Source organism: Klebsiella sp. JN_Kp121 (assembly GCF_040062145.1).
In the GTDB taxonomy this organism is placed as follows: Bacteria; Pseudomonadota; Gammaproteobacteria; order Enterobacterales; family Enterobacteriaceae; genus Klebsiella; species Klebsiella aerogenes.
On record NZ_JBEAHX010000006.1, the window covers coordinates 189,961 to 212,277 of the forward strand.

Consider the following 22,317-nt stretch of genomic DNA (forward strand, 5'->3'; position numbering starts at 1 on the left):
TCTATACTGTTTACAGATTGCTAATACGAGGAGCGCATCATGGCATCAGGTTGGGCAAACGATGGGGCCGTCCAGGATCAAATTGACAGCACGGTAAACGATGCCGTCGCCCGCGCCCGCAGCGAGCTTCCTGGCGGAGAGAGCAACAAATTTTGTGAAGAATGCGGAGAGCCCATTCCGGAAGCGCGGCGTAAGGCGCTCGCCGGGGTCAGATACTGCGTGAAGTGCCAGCAGGATAAAGATTTACACAACAATACATATTCAGGATATAATCGTCGTGGCTCCAAAGACAGCCAGCTACGCTGACCTTCCTTTACCGTTCATTACCGCTGATTAAGCTTTCTTTTCACGCACGTTTTTTGGCGAAAAAAGTGGCAAAATGTGCCTTTAGTTGCCATGGCAACTAGTTTGTCCTTCTAGCGCAGCAATAGCGTAAAATAATTTATTAATAATCAATAAATTATTCTTCATTCAAAAAATTCGATGAAGACTGTGAATTTCCTTCGATTTTATCTCGCGACAAAAAACGTGATACTTATCACATCGACGGAACATCGTCCCCCTACAGAACACACTGCGAGAGATTAATTATGAAAAACATCAAATACGCTGCCGCTGCTATCGCCCTTTCCGCTCTGTCTTTCGGCGCATTCGCCGCTCAGCCGGTAACCCCAGCCCAGGCAGAAAGCATGAATAAAATCGGTGTTGTTTCCGCTGAAGGCGCAACAACACTGGATGGTCTGGAAGCCAAACTGGCTGCTAAAGCCGATGCCGCTGGCGCAACCGGCTACAGCATCACCTCCGCTAACACCAACAACAAAGTTAGCGGTACCGCGGTTATCTACAAATAATCGCAGCAATACTCTGAAATGCCACTGAATTAACCCTGAAAAGACCTTTTAAATACCCTTGTTTGCCCGTCCGAGCCACCGGACGGGCTTTTTTTTGTCCGTTTACCAGCGTTCGGCAACCTGCGCCAGGCCATTAGCGAGCGAAGTCGCCTGACCGGTGGCAACCAGGCAGCAGGCAAGCTGAATTTTCAGCGACTGCGGAACCGGCTCGCTACCGCTCACGCAGCGCTCAATCCAGCGCGCGGTAATTTCAGGATCTTTGGATTCCGGCAATGCCACTTTTTCCTGCACACTCTCGTCGGCCCGCTCATGCAACACTCTGGTTCCCGCCGCATCAATCAGGTTAATTTGCGGGCAGCGCTGCGGGTTGGCATAGACTTCACCTTCGGTACCGTGCATCAGCAGCGCCCGGCCACCGATCTGCGTAAAGAACGCCGCGACCTTGCCGACATATTCCGGATGCGACACGCTCGACAGCCGCAGCGCGGCATCTTCAGCGAACGGCGTCGCCAGTTTGGCCAGCGTATGCGCGCTGTTGCGCACCCCCATCTGCCAACGCAATGCCAGCTGCTTTTCCAGCGGCGGGCACAGCGCCCCGACCGGGATATAGACCGGCTCATGGCTGTCGAGACGCGCCTGGGCCTGACCCGCGTGGGTGGTGGCCGGGATCCCCATCAGCGCAAAAATGGTCTCGGTCAGGACGCGGGTTGGATCATGACTGACGCCATGAACCACCACCGGGAAACCGATTTTATGCAGCAGTACCGCCAGCAGCGGCGTCAGGTTGGCCTGTTTGCGCGCGCCGTTATAGCTGGGGATAACAATCGGCATCGGTTTCGCTACCGGCGGCGTCAGGCGGATGGTCTGTAGCTGCATCGCCTCATAAAAGCCCTGCATTTCAGCTTCGCCTTCGCCCTTGATGCGCAGCGCAATGAGAATAGCGCCCAGTTCCAGATCGTCCACTTCGCCGTTTAACATCCGCGTATACAGCGCACGGGCCGTGACTAAATCCAGGTCGCGAGCGTGATTTTTGCCGCGCCCGACTTCTTTGATGATTTTGGTGTAATCCATCGACTTGCTCCCTCCAGCGGTAGGCTCCGCCGACCGCACCGCTTATGCGCTTAGCGGCGTCGGCGACGCGTCTGTTTTGCTTTGCTTTTTACTATAACCTCGGGAACGCCCGGCTGCTCTATGGGAAATACCGGTAACGCATTTAACAATCGCGCGCCGTAATTTTTAGTCAGCAGGCGCTTATCGTAAATAATGACTTCGCCCCAGCACTGATGGCTACGGATCAGGCGCCCGACCTGTTGAATCAGGTTGAATGAGGCGCTCGGCAGGCTTTGCACCTCAAAGGGATAGCGGTTGAGGCTTTTCAACCACTCGCCTTCGGTGATCACCACCGGGCTGTCGATCGGCGGGAAGGCGATTTTATGGATATGCACCTGGCTTAACAGCTCGCCTTTTAAATCCAGCCCTTCGGCAAAAGATTGCAGGCCAACCAACACGCTGCGCTCGCCGCCTTCAACGCGTTTACGATGCAGCTCGACCAGTCGATAGCGCGGCTGGTCGCCCTGCACCAGCAGCATCAGGCGCAGATCGGTAACATGTTCCAGAAAGCGATTCATGGCCCGCCCGCTGGCGAACAGCACCAGCATACCAAGATGCTTTTTGCTCTCGACCTGCTCACGGAAAAAAGCCGCCATTTCGGCGATGTGCTGCTCTTCATTATCAATAAGCGGCTCATAGCGCATTTGCGGAATAATGATTTTTCCCTGCTCGACGTGATTGAACGGCGAGTCCAGCGCCACGAAACGATCGCCCGCTTTCTCTTTCAGGCCGCTCATCTCCTGCAGGCGCGAGAAGCTATTCAACGAACGCAGCGTCGCCGAGGTGACGACAATATGCGGCACGCTGCGCCACAGCAGACGTTCGAGCTGATCGCTGACGCGGATTCCCACGCAGTGGAACCAGACATGGATCTGGCCATCGCGAATCTCGCGGGTGGCCCACTTGGTCACCGGCGCGCCGGAAGACTGCGCCATTGAGGCCAGCCGCCACAGCTTGCTCTGACTTTCGAACATGCCAAGGGCCCGGTTCATCTGCAGCAGGATACGATGCAGGCGCACCACGTCGTGACTGCCGGTCTTTTCGCTAAGATCGTTGAGAAACAGCTCCGCCAGCCCGCGCAGCATTTCGGTGAGCTTGGCCAGCCGCTGGCAAATCTCCATCACTTCCTGCGGCAGTTCGCCCATCGGGAAGCGATGCTCCGCCTCCTGGGCGGCAGGCATATAGAGATTGAGAATATTATTGAGCGAGGCGATAAGCTCATACAGCTCTTCGCAGTGTTCATTTAACCGTTCCGGATTGGCCAACGGCGGCGTGGTCTTCGGACGGAATTGCTCCATGCAGGTCGCCACCAATTTGCTGAACAGATCCAACTGCAGCCGGTACCATGGCGCGGTTATCTCCGCGCTCATCTCTAAGGCGTCGCGGGCGACGTCCGGCAGATGGTGACCTTCGTCGAGCACCAACAGCAGGTTTTTCGGCTCTGGCAGCACCGCTTCGCTCTCCATGGCCGCCATCACCAACGCATGGTTGGCCACCACCACTTCCGCTTCCTGGATTTCGCGCCGGGCGACGAAGAATGGGCATTCACGGTAGTAGTGGCAGTTGCGGTTAAGACAGCTGGCTTTATCGGTGCTCAGCCGCCCCCACAGGGCGTCATCAATGGGCTTGTCGGTATGATCGCGCAGGCCGTCCCATTTATAGCCGTCGAGATCGGTTTTCAGCGTCGCGCAGAGCTTTTGTTCGGCCTGGTTTTTTGGCGTCAGATCGTCATCGAGGAACGCCAGCAGATCCTGCTGCGTCGCCTCGGTACTGGCCAGCGCCGCCAGATTACGCGGACAAACGTAGCGACCACGGCCAAAGGCGGCGGTAAAGCGCAGGTCGGGAATAATCTTGCGCAGCAGCGGCAGGTCTTTACTGTAGATTTGATCCTGCAGCGCGACGTTGGCGGTACTGACCACCAGCGTTTTTTGTTCCTCACGGGCAATGGCGATGCCGGGGATCAGATATGACAGCGTTTTGCCGACGCCGGTCGGCGCTTCGATAGCCAGATGCCGCCCCTCTTCCCCGGCGAGCGTTTTCGCCACATCGGCGATCATCTGCCGCTGCGGGGCTCGGGGGATAAAGTCCGGGATCTGTTCCTGAAGCGCCTTATACCAGGCGGCGATTTGCGCTTTAAGCGCAGCGGTCAAAGCCATGAGAAAACCTGAATACTGTATAAACAGCCACTATTGTGCCATTTTTGCCGGCCAGGAGGTATTGCTTTCTGTAGAGGGTGGAATCGCGCTCGATAAAAAACGCAATGAACGGCAAAAAAAACGGCCCGCCGCCGCGCACGCGGGCAGACGAGCCGTGATGATGCCTGAGCGCTTTATCGTCCCAGGCAACAGCGTCTTATTCGCCGGCAGGTTTACGCGGGCGACGACGACGCGGTGGTTTACCGTCCTGGGTACGCGCTTTCGGCGCTTCGCCATCCTGACGGCGCGGCGCCTGTTGGCTACGGCCCTGGCTCTGACCGCCGCGTCCCTGTCCCTGCCCCTGACCGCGGCCGCCGCCACGCTGCTGACGACCGTTTTGAATTGGCTCCGCTTTAATCGACGGATCCGGCTCATAACCGGCAATAGCAATACGCGGGATCTCTTTTTTCAGCAGACGCTCGATATCACGCAGCAGCTTATGCTCGTCCACGCAGACCAGCGACAGTGCTTCGCCGGTCGCCGCCGCGCGGCCGGTACGGCCAATCCGGTGTACGTAATCTTCCGGCACGTTCGGCAGCTCATAGTTGACCACGTGCGGCAGCTCTTCGATGTCGAGCCCGCGCGCGGCGATGTCGGTGGCGACCAGCACACGAATACCGCCGGATTTAAAGTCAGCCAGCGCGCGGGTACGCGCACCCTGGCTCTTATTGCCGTGGATGGCGGCGCTACGGATACCGTCTTTATTCAGCTGCTCCGCCAGATGGTTGGCACCGTGCTTGGTACGGGTAAAGACCAGCACCTGCTGCCAATTGCCTTCGCCAATCAGCTGCGAGAGCAGTTCACGCTTACGTTTCTTATCCACAAAGTGAACGTGCTGGGTGATCTGCTCAGAGGCGGTGTTGCGGCGCGCCACTTCGACTTCCAGCGGGTTATGCAGCAGTTTTTCCGCCAGCGCCTTGATCTCATCAGAGAAGGTGGCGGAGAACAGCAGGTTTTGACGACGCGGCGGCAGTTTAGCCAGCACGCGGCGGATGTCGTGGATAAAGCCCATATCCAGCATGCGGTCGGCTTCATCCAGTACCAGCACTTCGACTTTATCCAGGCTGACCGCGTTCTGATGTTCAAGATCCAGCAGACGGCCTGGGGTGGCGACGAGGATATCGACGCCGCCGCGCAGCTTCATCATCTGCGGGTTGATGCTCACGCCGCCGAAAACCACCAGCGAGCGGATATTGAGATATTTGCTGTAGTCGCGGACATTCTCACCCACCTGCGCCGCCAGTTCGCGGGTCGGCGTCAGGATCAGGGCGCGCACCGGACGGCGCCCCTTCGCGTGCGGCTGCTCCTGGGTCAGGCGCTGCAGCAGCGGCAGCGTAAAACCGGCGGTCTTGCCGGTCCCGGTCTGGGCGCTGGCCATCAGATCGCGGCCCTGCAGTACTGCCGGGATCGCCTGCTGCTGGATAGGGGTCGGCTCAACGTAGCCCTGCTCGGCGACGGCGCGCAGGATATCGGGATTCAGGCCAAGGGAATCAAAAGACATAACAACTCCGAACCGCCCCGGCCCGTTTAAGGGCGTAGTTTTCAGGGAGATTATTGCGATAGAGATGGCAAAAACCACAATGCCATGAAGGGGCGCAGTTTAGCAGATTTTGTGACGAACCGCATAAAATATCCCCGCAGGAATTACCAGCAAAATAATGCTCGCTTGCGCCGGGTAATTTTTCGTCTTCACCATGGTGGACAGTTCAGCGAATCGCCCCTATTATTAATCAATCGATTGATTAATTTTTTAGAGTGCGATGAACAGTACCTCCGTGACCAGTAAAGGCGAACAAGCCAAAAGCCAGCTTATCGCCGCCGCCATCGCGCAATTCGGCGAGTATGGCCTCCATGCGACGACCCGCGATATCGCCGCGCAGGCCGGGCAGAATATCGCCGCTATCACCTATTATTTCGGTTCGAAAGACGACCTGTATCTCGCCTGCGCACAGTGGATCGCCGACTGTATCGGCGAGAATTTCCGCCCGCATGCCGAGGCGGCCGAAGCCCTGTTGGCCCAGACGAAACCTGACAAACCGGCGCTGCGGGAATTGATCCTGCGCAGCTGCCGCGATATGAGTCTGCTGCTGACCCAGGACGACACGGTCAACCTCAGCAAGTTTATCTCTCGCGAGCAGCTCTCCCCTACCGCGGCTTACCAGCTAATCCACCAGCAGGTTATCGCTCCGCTACATAGCTATTTGACCCGGCTTATCGCCGCCTGGACCGGGCGCGATGCCAACGATACGCAGATGATTCTGCACACCCACGCCCTGCTTGGCGAGGTGCTGGCCTTCCGGCTCGGGCGGGAAACCATTTTACTGCGAACCGGCTGGGCGCAGTTCGATCAACAAAAGGCTGAACAAATTTTTCAGGTGATCACCTGTCATATCGATTTCATTCTGCAAGGGTTAGCGCAAAGGAGCCTGGGATCATGAAAAAACCCGTCGTCGTTCTATTGGTCGTCATCGTGCTCGCCGCGCTCGGCGGCGGCTGGTGGTGGTATCAAAGCAGCCAGGCAAAAGATCTCACTCTCTACGGCAATGTCGATATTCGCACTGTGAATATGAGCTTCCGCGTCGGCGGGCGGCTGGCAACCCTGAACGTCGATGAAGGCGATGAAATTCGCCGTGGGCAAACCCTCGGCGAACTTGACCGCGCGCCATATGAAAACGCGCTGCAACAGGCGCAGGCCAACGTCTCCACCGCCCAGGCGCAGTACGATTTGATGATGGCGGGCTACCGTGCCGAAGAGATTGCTCAGGCGGCGGCCGCGGTGAACCAGGCGCAGGCCGCCTGGGTCTATGCGCAGAATTTTTATCAACGTCAGCTCGGCCTGCGCGCCAGCAGCGCGATTTCCGCCAACGACCTCGAAAACGCCCGTTCTTCACGCGATCAGGCGCAGGCGACCCTAAAATCGGCGCAGGACAAACTGCGTCAATATCGCGCCGGTAACCGCCCGCAGGAAATTGCCCAGGCCAAAGCCAGCCTTGAACAGGCGCAGGCGGCCCTGGCGCAGGCTAAACTGGACCTGCACGATACCGTACTGACCGCGCCGTCCGACGGTACCCTGATGACCCGAGCCGTAGAGCCCGGCACCATGTTGAACGCCGGCGGCACGGTGTTGACGCTGTCATTAACCCATCCGGTTTGGGTACGCGCCTACGTTGACGAGAAAAACCTTGGCCAGGCGCAGCCGGGGCGCGAAGTACTGCTGTATACCGATAGCCGGCCGAACAAGCCCTATCACGGTAAAATCGGCTTTGTCTCCCCCAGCGCCGAATTCACGCCAAAGACCGTGGAAACACCGGATTTGCGCACCGATCTCGTCTACCGCTTGCGCATCGTGGTGAACGACGCCGACGCCTCGCTGCGTCAGGGCATGCCGGTGACCGTCTCCTTCAGCAACGGAAACGGGCATGAGTAAGGACGTCATTACCTTTAATGGCCTGAGCCGTCGTTTTCCAGGTATGGATAGGCCGGCGGTCGCGCCGCTGAACTGTACGCTCCACGCCGGATACGTTACCGGGCTTGTCGGCCCCGATGGTGCGGGTAAAACCACCCTGATGCGAATGCTGGCCGGTTTACTTAAGCCTGATGAGGGCAGCGCCAGCGTAATCGGCTTCGATCCGCTGAAGGACGACGGCGCGCTGCACGCGGCGCTCGGCTATATGCCGCAGAAATTCGGTCTGTATGAAGATCTGACGGTGATGGAAAACCTGAACCTGTACGCCGATCTGCGCAGCGTCACCGGCGAGGCGCGCAAGAAAATATTCGAGCGCCTGCTGGAATTCACATCTCTTGGCCCTTTCACCGGGCGATTAGCCGGCAAACTCTCCGGCGGCATGAAACAAAAGCTGGGGCTCGCCTGTACATTGGTAGGCGATCCTAAAGTGCTGTTGTTAGATGAGCCCGGAGTCGGGGTCGACCCTATCTCGCGCCGCGAGCTGTGGCAGATGGTGCACGAACTGGCCGGCGACGGCATGCTAATTTTGTGGAGCACCTCTTATCTCGATGAAGCCGAGCAGTGCCGCGATGTGCTGCTGATGAACGAAGGTAAATTGCTTTACCAGGGCGAACCGAAGGCGCTGACGCAAACCATGGCCGGGCGCAGCTTTCTGGTCTCCAGCCCGCAGGAAAACAACCGCCGCCTGTTGCAGCGGGCGTTGAAACTACCGCAAATTAGCGATGGCGTGATTCAGGGCAAATCGGTGCGTTTGATCCTGAAAAAGGCAGCCCGCATTGATGAGGTTCAGCAAAACGGCAACATGCCGCCGCTACAGGTGGCCGAAACCGCGCCGCGTTTTGAAGACGCCTTTATCGACCTGTTAGGCGGCGCCGGAACCGCCGAGTCGCCGTTAGGAGAGATTATTCATCACGTGGACGGCAACAAAGACGAAACGGTCATTGAAGCACGGTCGTTAACGAAAAAGTTTGGTGATTTCGCCGCCACCGACCACGTCGATTTCCAGGTTAAACGCGGTGAGATTTTCGGCCTGCTTGGCCCTAACGGCGCCGGTAAATCCACGACCTTCAAAATGATGTGCGGCCTGCTGGTGCCGACCGACGGAAAAGCGCTGGTGCTGGGAATGGATCTCAAGGTCAGCTCCGGTAAAGCGCGCCAGCATTTAGGCTATATGGCGCAAAAATTCTCGCTGTACGGCAACCTCAGCGTCGAGCAGAACCTGCGTTTTTTCTCCGGCGTTTACGGTCTACGCGGCCGGGCGCAAAATGAAAAAATCGCGCGCATGAGCGATGCCTTCGGCCTGAAAAGTATCGCCGGCCACGCCGCCGACGAGCTACCGCTCGGCTACAAGCAGCGGCTGGCGCTGGCCTGCTCGTTGATGCATGAACCCGACATTCTGTTTCTCGATGAACCCACCTCCGGTGTCGACCCGCTTACTCGCCGCGAATTCTGGCTGCATATCAACAGCATGGTCGATAAAGGGGTCACGGTAATGGTGACTACCCACTTTATGGATGAGGCGGAATACTGCGACCGCATCGGGCTGGTCTACCACGGCAAGCTTATCGCCAGCGGCACGCCGGACGCGCTGAAGGCGCAGGCGGCGAATGACAGTCAGGCGGATCCCACTATGGAACAGGCGTTTATTACCCTGATTAACCAATGGGACAAGGAAAACGGTCATGAGCAATAGCATTCTTTCCTGGCGACGGGTTCGCGCGCTGTGTGTCAAAGAGACCCGACAGATCGTCCGCGATCCCAGCAGTTGGCTAATTGCGGTGGTGATCCCCCTGCTCCTGCTGTTTATCTTCGGCTACGGCATAAACCTCGACTCCAGCAAACTGCGAGTCGGCGTATTGCTGGAGCAGCAGAGCGAAGAGGCGCTGGATTTCGTCCATACCATGACCGGCTCGCCCTATATCGACGCCACCGTCAGCGATAATCGCCAGCAGTTGATTGAGCTGATGCAGGCCGGGCGCATCCGCGCGATGGTCGTCATTCCCGTCGACTTTGACCGTCAGATGGCCCGCGCCGGCGCCAATGCGCCGATTCAGTTAATTACCGACGGTAGCGAACCGAATACCGCTAACTTCGCGCAGGGCTACGTCGAAGGTATCTGGCAGATCTGGCAACAGCAGCGGGCAGAAGACCGCGGTGAGACCTTTGAACCGCTTATCGACGTGCAGATGCGCTACTGGTTTAACCCGGCGGCCATCAGTCAGCACTTTATTATCCCTGGCGCAATTACCATCATCATGACCGTGGTCGGCGCGATATTGACCTCGCTGGTGGTAGCGCGCGAATGGGAACGCGGCACCATGGAAGCGCTGCTATCCACTGAAATCACCCGCGCCGAACTGCTGCTGTGCAAGATAATTCCCTACTATTTCCTCGGCATGCTGGCGATGTTGCTGTGTATGCTGGTATCGGTATTTATTCTCGGCGTGCCCTATCGCGGCTCGCTGCTGATTCTGTTTGTCATCACCAGCCTGTTTTTGCTTAGTACGCTGGGAATGGGGTTACTGATCTCGACCATTACCCGCAACCAGTTTAACGCTGCGCAGGTCGCGTTGAACGCCGCTTTTTTACCATCGATTATGTTGTCCGGGTTTATTTTCCAGATAGACAGTATGCCGGCGGTGATCCGCGCGGTGACCTACGTGATCCCGGCGCGTTATTTCGTCAACACCCTGCAAAGCCTGTTTCTGGCGGGCAATATTCCGGTGGTGCTGCTGGTGAACGTGCTGTTTTTGATTGCTTCGGCGGTGATGTTTATCGGCCTGACGTGGCTGAAAACCAAACGGCGTCTGGATTAACCCTGCGCTCGAATTTTGCCCGGTGGCGCTACGCTTACCGGGCCTACGGTAAGTTTCGGTCGCCCGGGTCCGACATGAGGAAGGTTTTATGTTTCATCGTTTATGGACATTAATCCGCAAAGAGCTGCAGTCGCTGCTGCGCGAACCGCAAACGCGGATGATTTTAATCATGCCGGTGCTGATTCAGGTATTGTTGTTTCCCTTTGCCGCCACGCTTGAGGTGACCAACGCTACCATCGCTATCTATAACGAAGATAGCGGCCGCCACGCGGTGGAGCTCACCCAGCGCTTTGCCCGCGCCAAAGCCTTTACCCACGTCCTGCTGCTGAAAAGCCCGCAGGCGATTCAACCGACCATCGATGAACAAAAAGCCCTGCTCGTGGTGCGCTTCCCGGCGGATTTCTCGCGTAATCTCGACAACTATCAAACCGCCCCGCTACAGCTACTGCTCGACGGGCGTAACTCCAACAGCGCGCAAATCGCCGCTAACTATCTACAGCAGATTGTTAAAAACTATCAGCAGGATCTGCTGCAGGATAAAGCGAAACCGAACAACAGCGAACTGGTGGTACGCAACTGGTACAACCCGAATCTCGACTATAAATGGTTCGTGGTGCCGTCGCTTATCGCCATGATCACCACCATCGGGGTGATGATCGTCACCTCGCTGTCGGTGGCTCGCGAGCGTGAACAGGGTACCCTCGATCAGCTGTTGGTCTCACCGCTCGCCACCTGGCAAATCTTCGTTGGCAAAGCCGTTCCGGCGCTGATAGTCGCCACGATGCAGGCGACTATCGTGCTGGCGATCGGTATCTGGGCTTATCAGATCCCGTTTGCCGGCTCGCTGCTGCTGTTCTATTTCACCATGCTGATTTACGGTCTATCGCTGGTGGGCTTTGGCTTATTGATTTCTTCGCTGTGTTCAACCCAGCAGCAGGCATTTATCGGCGTGTTCGTCTTTATGATGCCGGCGATTCTGCTATCCGGCTACGTTTCACCGGTAGAAAACATGCCGCAGTGGCTGCAGGATTTGACCTGGATAAACCCAATCCGGCACTTTACCGATATCACCAAGCAAATTTATCTGAAGGATGCGAGTCTGAAGATTGTGTGGGGAAGTTTGTGGCCGCTATTAGTCATAGCGGCCACTACCGGCTCAGCGGCGTATGCGATGTTCCGAAGAAAGATTGCCTAGTTTTTTATCTTTCGCCAGCAGCGATACCACCGCCGGGCCTGCCAGTATGACCAGCCCGGCGAGGGCCAACAGCAGGTTGTTGTGCAGCACGCGCGACAACAACCAGAGCACTATCATGGCGGCGCCGAAGTACCAGGTCGTGGTGAGTTCCTCAAGGAAGTCCCCGACATCGCGCCAGCGCGCTTCATGGTGACGCTGTAAAAACAACATCGCCAGCAGCGTGACGCCGTACAATACGCACAGCCCTAATCCGACGCGCACCAGCGCGCCGCTCAGCCAACCCATCACCAGTACCGCCACGACCAGTAGATGCAACATAATCTGCCAGCAACTAAGACCCGTTGCGACGCGTACACGTTGTTGCCACTTCATGGCTTCTCTCCTGAAGGATTTTTCTCTGTTACTCAGAGTACCGCACTTTACGGAAAATTCCGTATCACCGCATCTTTTTGTGACGTCTACTACACTATTTTATTCAGGAAAGTGACATTAACTGGAGAATTATGGCTAAGCCAACGTCGCGAATTTCGGTGAACGTGCTGACAATTAACACCCACAAGGGCTTTACGGCGTTTAATCGGCGTTTTATTTTGCCCGAACTGCGCGAGGCCGTTCGCAGCGTCAGCGCCGACATAGTTTGCCTACAGGAAGTGATGGGCGCGCACGAAGTGCACCCTTTGCATATCGAAAACTGGCCTGATACCACCCATTACGAGTTTCTTGCCGACACCATGTGGAGCGATTACGCCTACGGGCGCAACGCGGTCTACCCCGAAGGCCATCACGGCAATGCCGTACTGTCGCGCTTTCCCATTGAATATTATGAAAATCGCGATATCTCGGTCGGCAATGGCGAAAAACGCGGCCTGCTTTACTGTCGCATCGTACCTCCGCACAGCGGCACGACGATCCACGTCATCTGCGTGCATCTCGGTCTTCGCGCGCACCAGCGGCAGGCACAGCTAACGATGCTGGCGGAGTGGGTCAATACGCTACCGGCAGGCGATCCGGTGGTGGTGGCAGGCGACTTCAACGACTGGCGCCAGCAGGCTAATCAGCCTTTAAAAGCGCAGGCGGGGCTTGAGGAGATTTTTACCCGCGCCCGCGGGCGGCCGCTACGCACCTTCCCGGTCGCTTTCCCGTTGCTGCGCCTCGATCGTATTTACGTTAAGAATGCGCATGCCAGCCATCCGAAGGCGCTGGCGCTTAAACACTGGCGGCATCTGTCCGATCATGCGCCCCTGAGCGTGGAGATACATCTGTGAAATGTCGCTGGCAGGAAGGCAATCGCATTACCCTACTGGAGAATGGCGACCAGTATTATCCGGCGTTATTCGCCGCCATTGGCCGCGCGCAGCGCAAGGTGATCCTTGAATCCTTTATCTGGTTTGAAGACGAGGTGGGCTGGCGACTGCATGCGGTGCTACTGAAAGCCGCCCGCCGGGGTATTCAGGTGGAAGTGCTGCTCGACGGCTACGGCTCGCCGGACCTCAGCGATGAGTTTGTCGGCGAACTCACCGCCGCTGGCGTGGTTTTCCGCTACTACGATCCGCGCCCGCGCCTCATGGGCATGCGTACCAATTTATTCCGCCGCATGCATCGAAAAATCGTGGTGATTGACGACACAACCGCGTTTGTTGGCGGCATTAACTACTCTGCCGAGCACATGAGCGATTACGGACCGGAGGCGAAACAGGATTATGCCGTGCAGGTTGAAGGGCCGGTGGTGCTCGATATTCTCCAATTCGAACTGGAGAACCTGCCCACCAGCGAGGCAGCCCGCCGCTGGTGGCGACGCCGTCGGCATCAGCCGGAAATTAACCAAACCCCTGGCGAAGCGCAGGCGCTGTTTATCTGGCGCGATAACCATGAACATCGTGACGATATTGAACGTCACTATCTGAAAATGCTGACCAGCGCCCGCCGCGAGGTCATCATCGCCAACGCCTATTTCTTTCCCGGCTACCGTCTGCTGCACGCGATGCGCAATGCCGCGCGGCGCGGCGTACGGGTGAAGCTGATTGTCCAGGGCGAGCCGGACATTCCGATTGTTAAGTTTGGCGCCCACCTGCTGTACCACTACCTGATTAAAGGCGGCGTTCAGGTGTATGAATACCGCCGCCGTCCGCTGCATGGCAAGGTTGCGCTGGCGGACGACCACTGGGCCACCGTCGGTTCCAGTAACCTCGACCCGCTGAGCCTGTCGTTGAATCTGGAGGCCAACCTGATTATCCACGACCGCGAGTTCAACCAGACCCTGCGCGATAACCTCAACGGCCTTATCGCCAGAGATTGCCAGCAGATAGATAAGTCTATGCTGCCAAAACGCAACTGGTGGCGGCTCGGCGTCAGCGTGCTGGCCTTCCACTTTCTGCGCCACTTCCCCGCCTGGGTCGGTTGGCTGCCGGCGCATACCCCGCAATTAGCCAGGGTCACCCCGCCGGTGCAGCCGGAAATCGAAACCCAGGACCGGGTAGAAACGCAAACCAGAGACAATCCGCTATGAGCAAATCGCATCCCCGCTGGCGGATGGCGAAAAGAGTGCTGACCGTGCTCTTTTTTATCGCCGTCATCGTATTGCTGGTGATTTACGCGCAAAAGGTCGACTGGCAGGATGTATGGAAGGTCATCCGCGGCTACGATCGTCTGGCGCTATTTAGCGCCGTTGGGTTGGTTATCGTCAGCTACCTGATTTATGGCTGCTACGATCTGCTCGGGCGAGCCTGGTGCGGCCACAAGCTGGCAAAAAAACAGGTGATGCTGGTGTCGTTTATCTGCTACGCCTTTAACCTGACGCTCAGCACCTGGGTCGGCGGGATCGGGATGCGCTATCGGTTGTACTCGCGGCTGGGGCTGAACGGCGGCACTATTACCCGTATTTTCTCGCTTAGCATTACCACCAACTGGTTGGGCTATATTCTACTGGGCGGCGTCATTTTCACCGCGAATCTGGTGACGTTGCCGCCGCACTGGTACATCAGTCAAACCACGCTGCGTATTATTGGCGGCGTTCTGCTGCTTTTAACCCTGATCTATCTTTTCGGTTGCGCCTTCGCCAAACGCCGCCACATGACGATTAAGGGACAGCGGTTGGTGCTGCCCTCTTTTCGTTTCGCTCTACTACAGATCGGGATTTCAGCGGCGAACTGGATGGTGATGGGGGCGATTATCTGGCTGCTACTGGGCAGCGAGATTAACTATTTTTTGGTGCTGGGCGTGCTGCTGGTGAGCAGTATCGCCGGCGTTATCGTTCATATTCCCGCCGGGATTGGCGTGCTGGAGGCGGTGTTTATCGCCATGCTCTCCGGCGAGTCGATTTCGAAGGGGGCGATAATTGCCGCTCTGCTGGCGTGGCGCGCGCTGTACTATTTTCTGCCGTTGCTGCTGGCGACCATCGCCTATCTGGTGCTGGAGAGTCGGGCGAAAAAGCTGCGGCAAAAAAACGAGCGCAAGCTGGCCCGCGGATGAAACGGCCCGGTTGCGCTTACCGGGCGACATTTTTGCGGATTGCCTGGTTTGGTAGCCCGGATAAGGCGCATCGCGCCGCTATCCGGGATGATATTAACGGCGGTTGCCGAAGATACGCAGCAGCATCAGGAACAGGTTGATGAAGTCCAGATACAGCGTTAAGGCGCCGAGAATAGAGTATTTACGCAGCGTGGCGCTATCGCGGGTATCAATCTGCTCGCCGATGTTTTTCAGCTTCTGGGTGTCGTAGGCGGTCAGGCCAACAAACACCAGCACACCAATGTAGGTTACCGCCCACATCAGCGCTTCGCTCTTCAGCCACAGGTTAACCAGCGACGCCAGCACGATACCAATCAGCCCCATAAACAGCATGCTGCCGAAGCCGCTCAGATCGCGCTTAGTGGTGTACCCATACAGGCTCATCGCCCCGAACATCCCGCCGGTCACCACAAAAGTGCTGGCGATAGACGAATAGGTATAAACAATAAAGATGCTCGCTAACGTTAGCCCTGTTAACGCCGAATAAAGCATAAACAGCGTCGTCGCCATACCCGCGCTTAAGCGCTGCACCATCCCTGAGAGCACAAACACCAGCGCCAGTTGGGCGATGATCAGCCCGAAGAAAGTGATTTTGCTTGAAAAGACGAACATCATGACCGCCGGGGTATTCGCCGCAAACCACGCGATAAACGCGGTTAACAACAACCCGACCGTCATCCAGCCGTAAACCTGCGCCATGTAGGTCTGCAGGCCGCTGCGGCTCTGAACAATGGAATCGGAACGAGGGAATCTGTCCATGACTATCTCCTGATTAACAAGTTTCTCTCAGTAAGCGTATCACACTACCAGCGCTCTGCCGCCTGATGATCGCTGTCGCGGGCATCGACCCAGCGTTCGCCATCCGGCGTCGCCTCGCGTTTCCAGAACGGCGCGCGGGTTTTCAGGTAATCCATGATGAACTCGCCGGCGGCGAAGGCGCTGCCGCGGTGGGCGCTGGTCACACCAACAAAAACAATCTCTTCGCCCGGCCACATTTCGCCAATGCGATGGATAACCGTCACCCGGCCAAGCGGCCAACGTTCCCGCGCCTGTTCGACGATTTCCGACAGCGATTTCTCGGTCATGCCCGGATAGTGCTCCAGCGTCAGCGCTTTCACGCTGTCGCCGAGATTGTGATTACGTACTTTGCCGGTGAAGGTGACCACCGCGCCGTCTTCATCGCGCTCGGCCAGCCACGGATACTCATCGCCGACGCAAAAGCGCGCCGGGCTTACCACGATACGAGTCTGCGTCATCTTAGCCCCCGGTGACCGGCGGGAAAAACGCCACTTCGTCGCCGCTCGCGACCGGATGGTCAAACGAGGTCAGCGTCTGGTTGACCGCCGCCAGCAATTTTCCTTCTTCCAGCGCCAGCGCCCAGCGGTCCCCGCGCGCGGCAAGCTGCTGACGCACGGCTTCAACGGTCGGCAATTCGCTGGCGTCGAGAGTCAGGGTATCGGTGCCAACCAGTTCGCGCACCTGGGCAAAAAACAGGACGTTAATCATGGGCTTCCTCCACCTTAAAATCGCCGGACTTGCCGCCGCTTTTCGCCAGCAGACGAACCGGGCCAATGACCATATCTTTCTGTACCGCTTTACACATGTCGTAGATGGTCAGCGCGGCAACCGAGGCCGCGGTCAGCGCTTCCATTTCTACGCCGGTTTTACCGGTCAGGCGGCAGAGTGACTCAATGCGCACGCGGTTATGCTCCGGCTGCGCCTGCAGGTTCACTTCTACTTTGCTGAGCATCAGCGGATGACACAGCGGGATCAGCTCCCAGGTACGTTTCGCGGCCTGAATCCCGGCGATACGCGCGGTGGCGAATACATCGCCTTTATGGTGGCTGCCGTCGATAATCATCGCAAGCGTTGCGGCCTGCATTTCGACGTAAGCCTCAGCGCGCGCCTCGCGTACCGTTTCCGCTTTGCCGGAGACGTCAACCATGTGGGCTTCGCCCGCGGCGTTAATGTGGGTCAGTTGTGACATAAACTATTTCTTTAAATGAGGAATGAAGTTGCACGGGCGAGTGCGCGCATCCAGCTGTGGCGCGATAATATTTTCCCACGCGGTGGCGCAGGCCTTGGTCGAGCCCGGCATCGCGAAAATCAGCGTGCGGTTGGCAACGCCAGCAACGGCGCGGGACTGCAGCGTCGAGGTGCCTATCTCTTCAAAGGAGAGCATACGGAACACTTCGCCAAAACCTTCGACCTCGCGGTCAAACAGCGGCAGCAACGCTTCCGGCGCCTGATCGCCATCGGTAAAACCGGTACCACCGGTGATCAACACCACCTGCACCTCATCGCTGGCAATCCACGCCGAAACCTGGGCGCGAATCGCGTAGCGGTTCTCTTTCACAATAGCCTTATCGACGAGGGTATGTCCCGCTTCGTGCAGCGCATCGCGCAGCCAGTGGCCGGAGGTATCGTCCTCTTCGCCGCGGCGGTTGGAAACGGTAAGAATAGCAATACGGGTCGGGATAAACTCAGCGTTAGCCTGGCTCATCTGAATGCTCCTTTCGAAAACGATTATCCGCCAATATACGACAGGTTCTGCGTAATACCGGTGTTGCCCTGATGCAGGAAATGGGTCTGCTTTTTATGGGTTAAGGCTTCGGCTATCCGCGCTTCCAGCTCGGCCTGCTGCTCGTCCTCGGCCATCAGGTCGCGCAGATCTACGCCGCCTTCGCCGAACAGACACAGGTGCAGTTTGCCAACGGATGAGACGCGAAGACGGTTACAGGTGGCGCAGAAGTCTTTTTCATACGGCATGATCAAGCCGATTTCACCGGCGTAATCCGGGTGACAAAAGACCTGTGCCGGGCCATCGCTTCGTTGACGGATCTGGTGGATCCAACCGCGGCGCAGCAGTTCATCGCGCAGCACCATACCGGAAATGTGGTGACGGCGGAACAGGTCGCTGCCCTCGCCGGTTTCCATTAACTCAATAAAACGCAGTTGAATACGGCGAGGTTTGATCCACGCGAGGAAAGTGTCGAGCTGGTGATGGTTGACATCACGCATCAGCACGGTGTTGACCTTAACCTTTTCAAAGCCGGCGGCAAAGGCGGCGTCAATACCGTCCATCACCTGCTGAAATTTATCCTGACCGGTGATGGCATGGAACTGGCGAGCGTCGAGGCTATCGACGCTGACGTTAATCGCCGTCAGCCCGGCATCGCGCCAGCGTTCGACATCACGCGCCAGGCGATAACCATTGGTGGTCACCGCGATCTGACGAATCGCGCTGTTTTCACGCACGGCGGCAATAATCTCGGTAAAGTCGCGACGTAACGAGGGTTCGCCGCCGGTGAGGCGGACTTTTTCCGTGCCAAGGGCGGAAAAAGCGCGCGTCACGCGGCGCACTTCGTCTACGCTAAGAAAACCCTTGTTGGTCACGGCGCCAGGCTTGTAGCCGTCCGGCAGGCAGTAGGTGCAACGAAAGTTACACACGTCGGTAATCGACAGGCGCAAGTAATAAAACTTACGCGCAAATGCATCAGTAAGCTGTGAGGCCATATACACCTTTCCAAGTACGGGAGGCGCGGTCATTTCTTTCCACGCCCTGGCGACAGCGCGGCTGCCGCGGCCAGAGCACCATATCTTGCGACACAGGTACTAAGGCTAGAGTGTTAGTTGGTTATGCCGATAGTAGCGCTTTAACGATGGTTTCGCCATTTTCATTTTCGCTATATAATCATCTATATATCGCTAATATCTTGCATTTTCAGTACAGAATAGCCAAAAATCACACTTTAACATTGATATCGGTCAGTTTGACGGAAACCGGGCATTATCTTTTAGGGGTAGATCGGAGACGCTAAACCCGAACATTGAACAGAAGGAATTCGTATGCGCAATCGCACTTTCGCCGATCTGGACCGCGTCGTCGCCCTTGGCGGAGGCCACGGTTTGGGGCGGGTGATGTCGTCGCTCTCGTCGCTCGGCTCACGCCTGACCGGCATCGTGACCACCACCGATAACGGCGGATCAACGGGGCGAATTCGCCGCTCGGAAGGGGGGATCGCCTGGGGCGATATGCGCAACTGCATTAATCAATTAATCGCCGAACCCAGCGTCGCTTCCGCGATGTTTGAATATCGTTTTGGCGGCAATGGCGAGCTTTCCGGGCATAACCTCGGAAATCTGATGTTAAAGGCGCTGGATCACCTGAGTGTGCGGCCTTTAGAGGCGATCAATTTGATCAGAAACCTGCTTAAAGTGGATGCTTTCCTGATTCCGATGTCGGAGCAACCGGTCGATCTGGTGGCGCTCGATCATGAAGGCCATGAAGTGTATGGCGAAGTGAATATCGATCAGCTGGATCACATCCCGCAGGAACTGATGCTCAGCCCACCGGTTCCGGCGACTCGCGAAGCGGTTGAGGCCATCGCCGAGGCCGATCTGATCCTGATTGGGCCAGGGAGCTTCTACACCAGCCTGCTGCCCATTTTACTGCTCGACGAAATGGCCCAGGCGCTGCGGCGGACCCCGGCGCCCATGGTGTTTATCGATAACCTGGGTAAGGAACATAGTCCTGCCGCCAATCTAACGCTGGCGGACAGAATGACTATTCTGGAACATTACGTCGGCAAAAAAGTGATTGATGCCGCCATCGTCGGGCCGAAAGCCGATGTTAAGGGTATGGAAGAACGACTGGTGATTCAGACCGCGCTGGACGCCAGCGATGTCACCTATCGTCATGACCGCGTGCTGCTACGCCAGGCGCTGGAGCAGGCTATTCAGGCATTAGGTTAATCCTTAAGCGGCACTATTTTAAACAAGATGACGCCTCAGATTAAAATCTTAAGGTTGTCTTAAAATATCGCTGTCAACATAACGAACATCTCCTACTACGGGTATTCGTTATGTCGTTTATTTCTTTACGTCGGCCGGTACTCGGCCGCACGGCTTATTTGACGCTCTTTGCCTGTTATATCGGTATCTTTCTTAACCTGGCCTTTTATCGCCAGGTTTTCCCGCTACTGCCGGTAAACAATCTCCATAACTGGCTGGTTTTCCTTAGCATGCCGATCGTGGCAATTAGCGTGATGAACATCATCACCACCCTCGCCTCGTTCTTAAAGCTCGACCGGGTAGTCATCAGCCTGTTTATTCTGCTGAGCGCCTCGGCGCAGTACTTTATCTGGACCTTCGGCGTGGTGATCGACCGTTCGATGATCGCCAATATCTTCGATACGACACCTGCGGAAAGTTTTGCCCTGCTGTCGACGCAAATGGTCATCGTGCTGGGTCTCTCCGGGCTATTGATGGTTCTGGTCGCCTGGTGGATTAAAGTTCGCAGACCGGCCTCTTTCTGGCGCGGTGCGACGATGCGCCTGCTCAATATCGCCGTTTCAGCGCTGCTCATTGTGCTGGTGGCGGCGCTGTTCTACAAAGATTACGCCTCGGTATTCCGTAACAATAAGGAGCTGGTGAAATCTTTAAGCCCTTCCAACAGCATTGTGGCGCTGAACTCGTGGTATGCGCATAACCGGATGGATAACCTGCCGCTGGTGAAGATCGGCGAAGATGCCAAACAGAAAGCGGTGATGCATAACGGCGCGCGTAAAAATCTGACCATCGTGGTGCTGGGCGAAACCTCGCGCGCCGAGAATTTCTCGCTGGGCGGCTACGATCGCGAAACTAACCCGCGCCTGAAACAGGACGACGTGGTGTACTTCCCGAAAACCACCTCCTGCGGCACCGCAACCGCGGTTTCCGTCCCCTGCATGTTCTCCAATATGCCGCGCGCGCATTACGATGAAGAACTGGCGCACCATCAGGAAGGCGTTCTGGATATTCTACAGCGCGCCGGTGTTCAGGTGCTATGGAACGACAACGATGGCGGCTGTAAAGGCGCCTGTGACCGCGTACCGCACCAAAACGTCACCAACCTGAACCTCAGCGGCGAGTGCATTGATGGCGAGTGCTACGATGACGTGCTGTTCCATAATCTTAATAGCTATATCGATAATTTACAGCAGGATGGCATTATCGTTCTGCACACCATTGGTAGTCATGGCCCGACCTATTACAATCGCTACCCGGCTGAATTCAAAAAATTCACCCCGACCTGCGATACCAATGAAATCCAAAGTTGTACGCAACAACAGTTGACCAATACCTACGACAACACCATTTTGTACGTCGACTATGTGGTTGATAAAGCCATAAAATTACTACAGTCCAAACAGAATAAATTCACCACCAGTCTGGTGTATTTGTCTGACCACGGCGAATCGCTGGGTGAAGATGGCGTGTATCTGCATGGCCTGCCGTACTCCATAGCGCCGGATACGCAAAAACACGTGCCGATGCTGCTGTGGTTGTCGCCGGATTATCAGCAACGCTATGGCGTATCCAGCCAGTGTTTGCAACAGCAGGCGAAGACGAACGATTATTCACAAGATAATCTGTTCTCTACCCTGCTTGGCCTGCTCGGGGTAGACACCCGCGAGTATCAGGCAAAAGACGACCTTTTAACGCCATGTAGAGAGACCGGCAGATGAAAATCTTAGTCATTGAAGACGATGCGCTCCTGTTACAAGGGTTAATTCTGGCCATGCAAAGCGAAGGCTATGTCTGCGATGGCGTCGCCACCGCGCATGAAGCCGCGCTGTCGTTAGCCAGCAACCATTACAGTCTGGTGGTGCTCGACCTGGGCCTGCCGGATGAAGACGGTCTGCATTTCCTGGCGCGTATGCGCCGGGAGAAATTCACCCAACCGGTGTTAATCCTCACCGCCCGCGATACCGTGGGCGACCGCATCAGCGGACTGGATACCGGCGCTGACGATTACCTGGTGAAACCTTTCGCGCTTGAAGAGCTCAACGCCCGCATTCGCGCGCTGCTGCGTCGCCATAATAATCAGGGCGATAATGAGCTGACCGTCGGCAACCTGCGCCTTAATGTTACCCGTCGTCAGGTGTGGCTGGCCGGCGAATCGCTGGAGCTGACGCCAAAAGAGTATGCTTTGCTCTCGCGCCTGATGATGAAGGCCGGCAGCCCGGTACATCGCGAAATTCTCTACAATGATATCTACAGCTGGGATAACGAACCGGCCACCAATACCCTCGAAGTGCATATCCATAATCTGCGCGACAAGATTGGTAAAGCGCGGATCCGCACCGTCCGCGGCTTTGGTTACATGCTGGTGAATAATACGGAGTCAGAATAA

23 protein-coding genes and 1 riboswitch are annotated in these 22,317 nt (G+C 56.7%); of the genes, 13 read left to right on the forward strand and 10 right to left on the reverse strand.

Translation table 11 applies throughout. The features are described 5' to 3' along the window. Positions 1–39 precede the first annotated feature (39 nt). Positions 40–306, forward strand: coding sequence for a DksA/TraR family C4-type zinc finger protein (locus ABLU86_RS11120; RefSeq protein WP_015367587.1), 267 nt, complete (start codon positions 40–42; stop codon positions 304–306). Positions 307–590: 284 nt separating this feature from the next. Further along, positions 591–851 (forward strand): DUF1471 family protein YbiJ, encoded by a 261-nt coding sequence (ybiJ, locus tag ABLU86_RS11125; protein WP_015367588.1) that lies wholly within the window; start codon positions 591–593, stop codon positions 849–851. Between the two features lie 102 nt (positions 852–953). Here the strand turns inward: ybiJ and ybiB are convergent, their stop codons facing one another. From ybiB to rhlE, 3 genes are all read right to left on the reverse strand, one after another. Further along, positions 954–1,922, reverse strand: coding sequence for a DNA-binding protein YbiB (gene ybiB / locus ABLU86_RS11130; RefSeq protein ID WP_045360011.1), 969 nt, complete (start codon positions 1,920–1,922; stop codon positions 954–956). A gap of 50 nt (positions 1,923–1,972) precedes the next feature. Next, entirely contained in the window at positions 1,973–4,117 is a 2,145-nt protein-coding gene (gene dinG / locus ABLU86_RS11135) for an ATP-dependent DNA helicase DinG (RefSeq protein WP_015367590.1), read from the reverse strand. 196 nt (positions 4,118–4,313) lie between these two features. Continuing rightward, positions 4,314–5,657, reverse strand: coding sequence for an ATP-dependent RNA helicase RhlE (gene rhlE, locus ABLU86_RS11140; protein ID WP_045360014.1), 1,344 nt, complete (start codon positions 5,655–5,657; stop codon positions 4,314–4,316). Between the two features lie 259 nt (positions 5,658–5,916). Here rhlE and cecR point away from each other — a divergent pair, with 259 nt between their 5' ends. From cecR to ABLU86_RS11165, 5 genes are all read left to right on the forward strand, one after another. After that, entirely contained in the window at positions 5,917–6,594 is a 678-nt protein-coding gene (gene cecR / locus ABLU86_RS11145) for a transcriptional regulator CecR (protein ID WP_015704813.1), read from the forward strand. Beyond that, positions 6,591–7,583: a secretion protein HlyD gene (hlyD, locus tag ABLU86_RS11150; RefSeq protein ID WP_072382610.1), complete on the forward strand. Its 993-nt coding sequence runs from the start codon at positions 6,591–6,593 to the stop codon at positions 7,581–7,583. Before cecR ends, hlyD begins: the two co-directional genes overlap by 4 nt. Further along, positions 7,576–9,315, forward strand: a complete 1,740-nt coding sequence (locus ABLU86_RS11155) for an ATP-binding cassette domain-containing protein (protein WP_348796126.1) — start codon at positions 7,576–7,578, stop codon at positions 9,313–9,315. Before hlyD ends, ABLU86_RS11155 begins: the two co-directional genes overlap by 8 nt. Continuing rightward, a complete protein-coding gene (locus ABLU86_RS11160) occupies positions 9,305–10,438 on the forward strand; it encodes an ABC transporter permease (protein WP_042895141.1) in 1,134 nt (377 codons plus the stop codon). Before ABLU86_RS11155 ends, ABLU86_RS11160 begins: the two co-directional genes overlap by 11 nt. 88 nt (positions 10,439–10,526) lie before the next feature. Next, positions 10,527–11,633, forward strand: coding sequence for an ABC transporter permease (locus ABLU86_RS11165; protein ID WP_015704809.1), 1,107 nt, complete (start codon positions 10,527–10,529; stop codon positions 11,631–11,633). Here the strand turns inward: ABLU86_RS11165 and ABLU86_RS11170 are convergent. Further along, complete coding sequence (locus ABLU86_RS11170) at positions 11,595–12,005, reverse strand: YbhQ family protein (protein WP_032712926.1); 411 nt, start codon at positions 12,003–12,005, stop codon at positions 11,595–11,597. The genes ABLU86_RS11165 and ABLU86_RS11170 overlap by 39 nt on opposite strands. Positions 12,006–12,136: 131 nt before the next feature. Between ABLU86_RS11170 and ABLU86_RS11175 the strand changes: the two genes are divergently transcribed. Genes ABLU86_RS11175 through ABLU86_RS11185 form a run of 3 tightly spaced genes read left to right on the forward strand, consistent with a single transcriptional unit; the run spans position 12,137 to position 15,101 of the window. Continuing rightward, a complete protein-coding gene (locus tag ABLU86_RS11175) occupies positions 12,137–12,898 on the forward strand; it encodes an endonuclease/exonuclease/phosphatase family protein (RefSeq protein WP_042895144.1) in 762 nt (253 codons plus the stop codon). After that, positions 12,895–14,139: a cardiolipin synthase ClsB gene (gene clsB / locus ABLU86_RS11180; protein ID WP_042895146.1), complete on the forward strand. Its 1,245-nt coding sequence runs from the start codon at positions 12,895–12,897 to the stop codon at positions 14,137–14,139. Before ABLU86_RS11175 ends, clsB begins: the two co-directional genes overlap by 4 nt. Continuing rightward, a complete protein-coding gene (locus ABLU86_RS11185) occupies positions 14,136–15,101 on the forward strand; it encodes a lysylphosphatidylglycerol synthase domain-containing protein (RefSeq protein WP_042895148.1) in 966 nt (321 codons plus the stop codon). The genes clsB and ABLU86_RS11185 overlap by 4 nt, the downstream gene beginning before the upstream one ends. Before the next feature lie 93 nt (positions 15,102–15,194). Here ABLU86_RS11185 and ABLU86_RS11190 read toward each other — a convergent pair whose 3' ends face one another. From ABLU86_RS11190 to moaA, 6 genes are all read right to left on the reverse strand, one after another. Further along, positions 15,195–15,899 (reverse strand): Bax inhibitor-1/YccA family protein, encoded by a 705-nt coding sequence (locus ABLU86_RS11190; RefSeq protein ID WP_015367602.1) that lies wholly within the window; start codon positions 15,897–15,899, stop codon positions 15,195–15,197. 44 nt (positions 15,900–15,943) lie between these two features. Beyond that, positions 15,944–16,396 (reverse strand): molybdopterin synthase catalytic subunit MoaE, encoded by a 453-nt coding sequence (gene moaE / locus ABLU86_RS11195; RefSeq protein ID WP_045386643.1) that lies wholly within the window; start codon positions 16,394–16,396, stop codon positions 15,944–15,946. A gap of 1 nt (position 16,397) precedes the next feature. Then, entirely contained in the window at positions 16,398–16,646 is a 249-nt protein-coding gene (moaD, locus tag ABLU86_RS11200) for a molybdopterin synthase sulfur carrier subunit (protein ID WP_015367604.1), read from the reverse strand. Then, positions 16,639–17,127, reverse strand: a complete 489-nt coding sequence (gene moaC / locus ABLU86_RS11205) for a cyclic pyranopterin monophosphate synthase MoaC (protein ID WP_015367605.1) — start codon at positions 17,125–17,127, stop codon at positions 16,639–16,641. Before moaC ends, moaD begins: the two co-directional genes overlap by 8 nt. 3 nt (positions 17,128–17,130) lie before the next feature. Further along, positions 17,131–17,643, reverse strand: coding sequence for a molybdenum cofactor biosynthesis protein B (gene moaB, locus ABLU86_RS11210; protein ID WP_020079310.1), 513 nt, complete (start codon positions 17,641–17,643; stop codon positions 17,131–17,133). 23 nt (positions 17,644–17,666) lie between these two features. After that, positions 17,667–18,656, reverse strand: coding sequence for a GTP 3',8-cyclase MoaA (moaA, locus tag ABLU86_RS11215; RefSeq protein WP_059304916.1), 990 nt, complete (start codon positions 18,654–18,656; stop codon positions 17,667–17,669). Continuing rightward, positions 18,644–18,781: riboswitch (molybdenum cofactor riboswitch) on the reverse strand. It overlaps the preceding gene by 13 nt. Positions 18,782–18,989: 208 nt before the next feature. Here moaA and yvcK point away from each other — a divergent pair. From yvcK to pmrA, 3 genes are all read left to right on the forward strand, one after another. Continuing rightward, positions 18,990–19,895 carry a uridine diphosphate-N-acetylglucosamine-binding protein YvcK gene (gene yvcK / locus ABLU86_RS11220; protein ID WP_015704803.1) on the forward strand — a complete coding sequence of 302 codons (906 nt, stop codon included), beginning with the start codon at positions 18,990–18,992 and terminating at the stop codon, positions 19,893–19,895. 110 nt (positions 19,896–20,005) lie between these two features. After that, on the forward strand, positions 20,006–21,649 hold the full coding sequence (eptA, locus tag ABLU86_RS11225; protein WP_348796127.1) for a phosphoethanolamine transferase EptA: 1,644 nt from the start codon (positions 20,006–20,008) through the stop codon (positions 21,647–21,649). Further along, complete coding sequence (pmrA, locus tag ABLU86_RS11230; protein ID WP_032705592.1) at positions 21,646–22,317, forward strand: two-component system response regulator PmrA; 672 nt, start codon at positions 21,646–21,648, stop codon at positions 22,315–22,317. Before eptA ends, pmrA begins: the two co-directional genes overlap by 4 nt.

Bases quoted from the DNA above. Each gene is read 5' to 3' on its own strand.
- ABLU86_RS11165 (WP_015704809.1), top strand. From the start codon at position 10,527: ATGTTTCATCGTTTATGGACATTAATCCGCAAAGAGCTGCAGTCGCTG.
- moaB (WP_020079310.1), bottom strand. From the start codon at position 17,643: ATGAGCCAGGCTAACGCTGAGTTTATCCCGACCCGTATTGCTATTCTT.
- ABLU86_RS11185 (WP_042895148.1), top strand. From the start codon at position 14,136: ATGAGCAAATCGCATCCCCGCTGGCGGATGGCGAAAAGAGTGCTGACC.
- moaD (WP_015367604.1), bottom strand. From the start codon at position 16,646: ATGATTAACGTCCTGTTTTTTGCCCAGGTGCGCGAACTGGTTGGCACC.
- ABLU86_RS11120 (WP_015367587.1), top strand. From the start codon at position 40: ATGGCATCAGGTTGGGCAAACGATGGGGCCGTCCAGGATCAAATTGAC.
- moaA (WP_059304916.1), bottom strand. From the start codon at position 18,656: ATGGCCTCACAGCTTACTGATGCATTTGCGCGTAAGTTTTATTACTTG.
- ABLU86_RS11155 (WP_348796126.1), top strand. From the start codon at position 7,576: ATGAGTAAGGACGTCATTACCTTTAATGGCCTGAGCCGTCGTTTTCCA.
- ABLU86_RS11175 (WP_042895144.1), top strand. From the start codon at position 12,137: ATGGCTAAGCCAACGTCGCGAATTTCGGTGAACGTGCTGACAATTAAC.
- eptA (WP_348796127.1), top strand. From the start codon at position 20,006: ATGTCGTTTATTTCTTTACGTCGGCCGGTACTCGGCCGCACGGCTTAT.
- cecR (WP_015704813.1), top strand. From the start codon at position 5,917: ATGAACAGTACCTCCGTGACCAGTAAAGGCGAACAAGCCAAAAGCCAG.
- moaE (WP_045386643.1), bottom strand. From the start codon at position 16,396: ATGACGCAGACTCGTATCGTGGTAAGCCCGGCGCGCTTTTGCGTCGGC.
- ybiB (WP_045360011.1), bottom strand. From the start codon at position 1,922: ATGGATTACACCAAAATCATCAAAGAAGTCGGGCGCGGCAAAAATCAC.
- dinG (WP_015367590.1), bottom strand. From the start codon at position 4,117: ATGGCTTTGACCGCTGCGCTTAAAGCGCAAATCGCCGCCTGGTATAAG.
- ABLU86_RS11160 (WP_042895141.1), top strand. From the start codon at position 9,305: ATGAGCAATAGCATTCTTTCCTGGCGACGGGTTCGCGCGCTGTGTGTC.
- ybiJ (WP_015367588.1), top strand. From the start codon at position 591: ATGAAAAACATCAAATACGCTGCCGCTGCTATCGCCCTTTCCGCTCTG.
- ABLU86_RS11190 (WP_015367602.1), bottom strand. From the start codon at position 15,899: ATGGACAGATTCCCTCGTTCCGATTCCATTGTTCAGAGCCGCAGCGGC.
- hlyD (WP_072382610.1), top strand. From the start codon at position 6,591: ATGAAAAAACCCGTCGTCGTTCTATTGGTCGTCATCGTGCTCGCCGCG.
- yvcK (WP_015704803.1), top strand. From the start codon at position 18,990: ATGCGCAATCGCACTTTCGCCGATCTGGACCGCGTCGTCGCCCTTGGC.
- rhlE (WP_045360014.1), bottom strand. From the start codon at position 5,657: ATGTCTTTTGATTCCCTTGGCCTGAATCCCGATATCCTGCGCGCCGTC.
- ABLU86_RS11170 (WP_032712926.1), bottom strand. From the start codon at position 12,005: ATGAAGTGGCAACAACGTGTACGCGTCGCAACGGGTCTTAGTTGCTGG.
- pmrA (WP_032705592.1), top strand. From the start codon at position 21,646: ATGAAAATCTTAGTCATTGAAGACGATGCGCTCCTGTTACAAGGGTTA.
- moaC (WP_015367605.1), bottom strand. From the start codon at position 17,127: ATGTCACAACTGACCCACATTAACGCCGCGGGCGAAGCCCACATGGTT.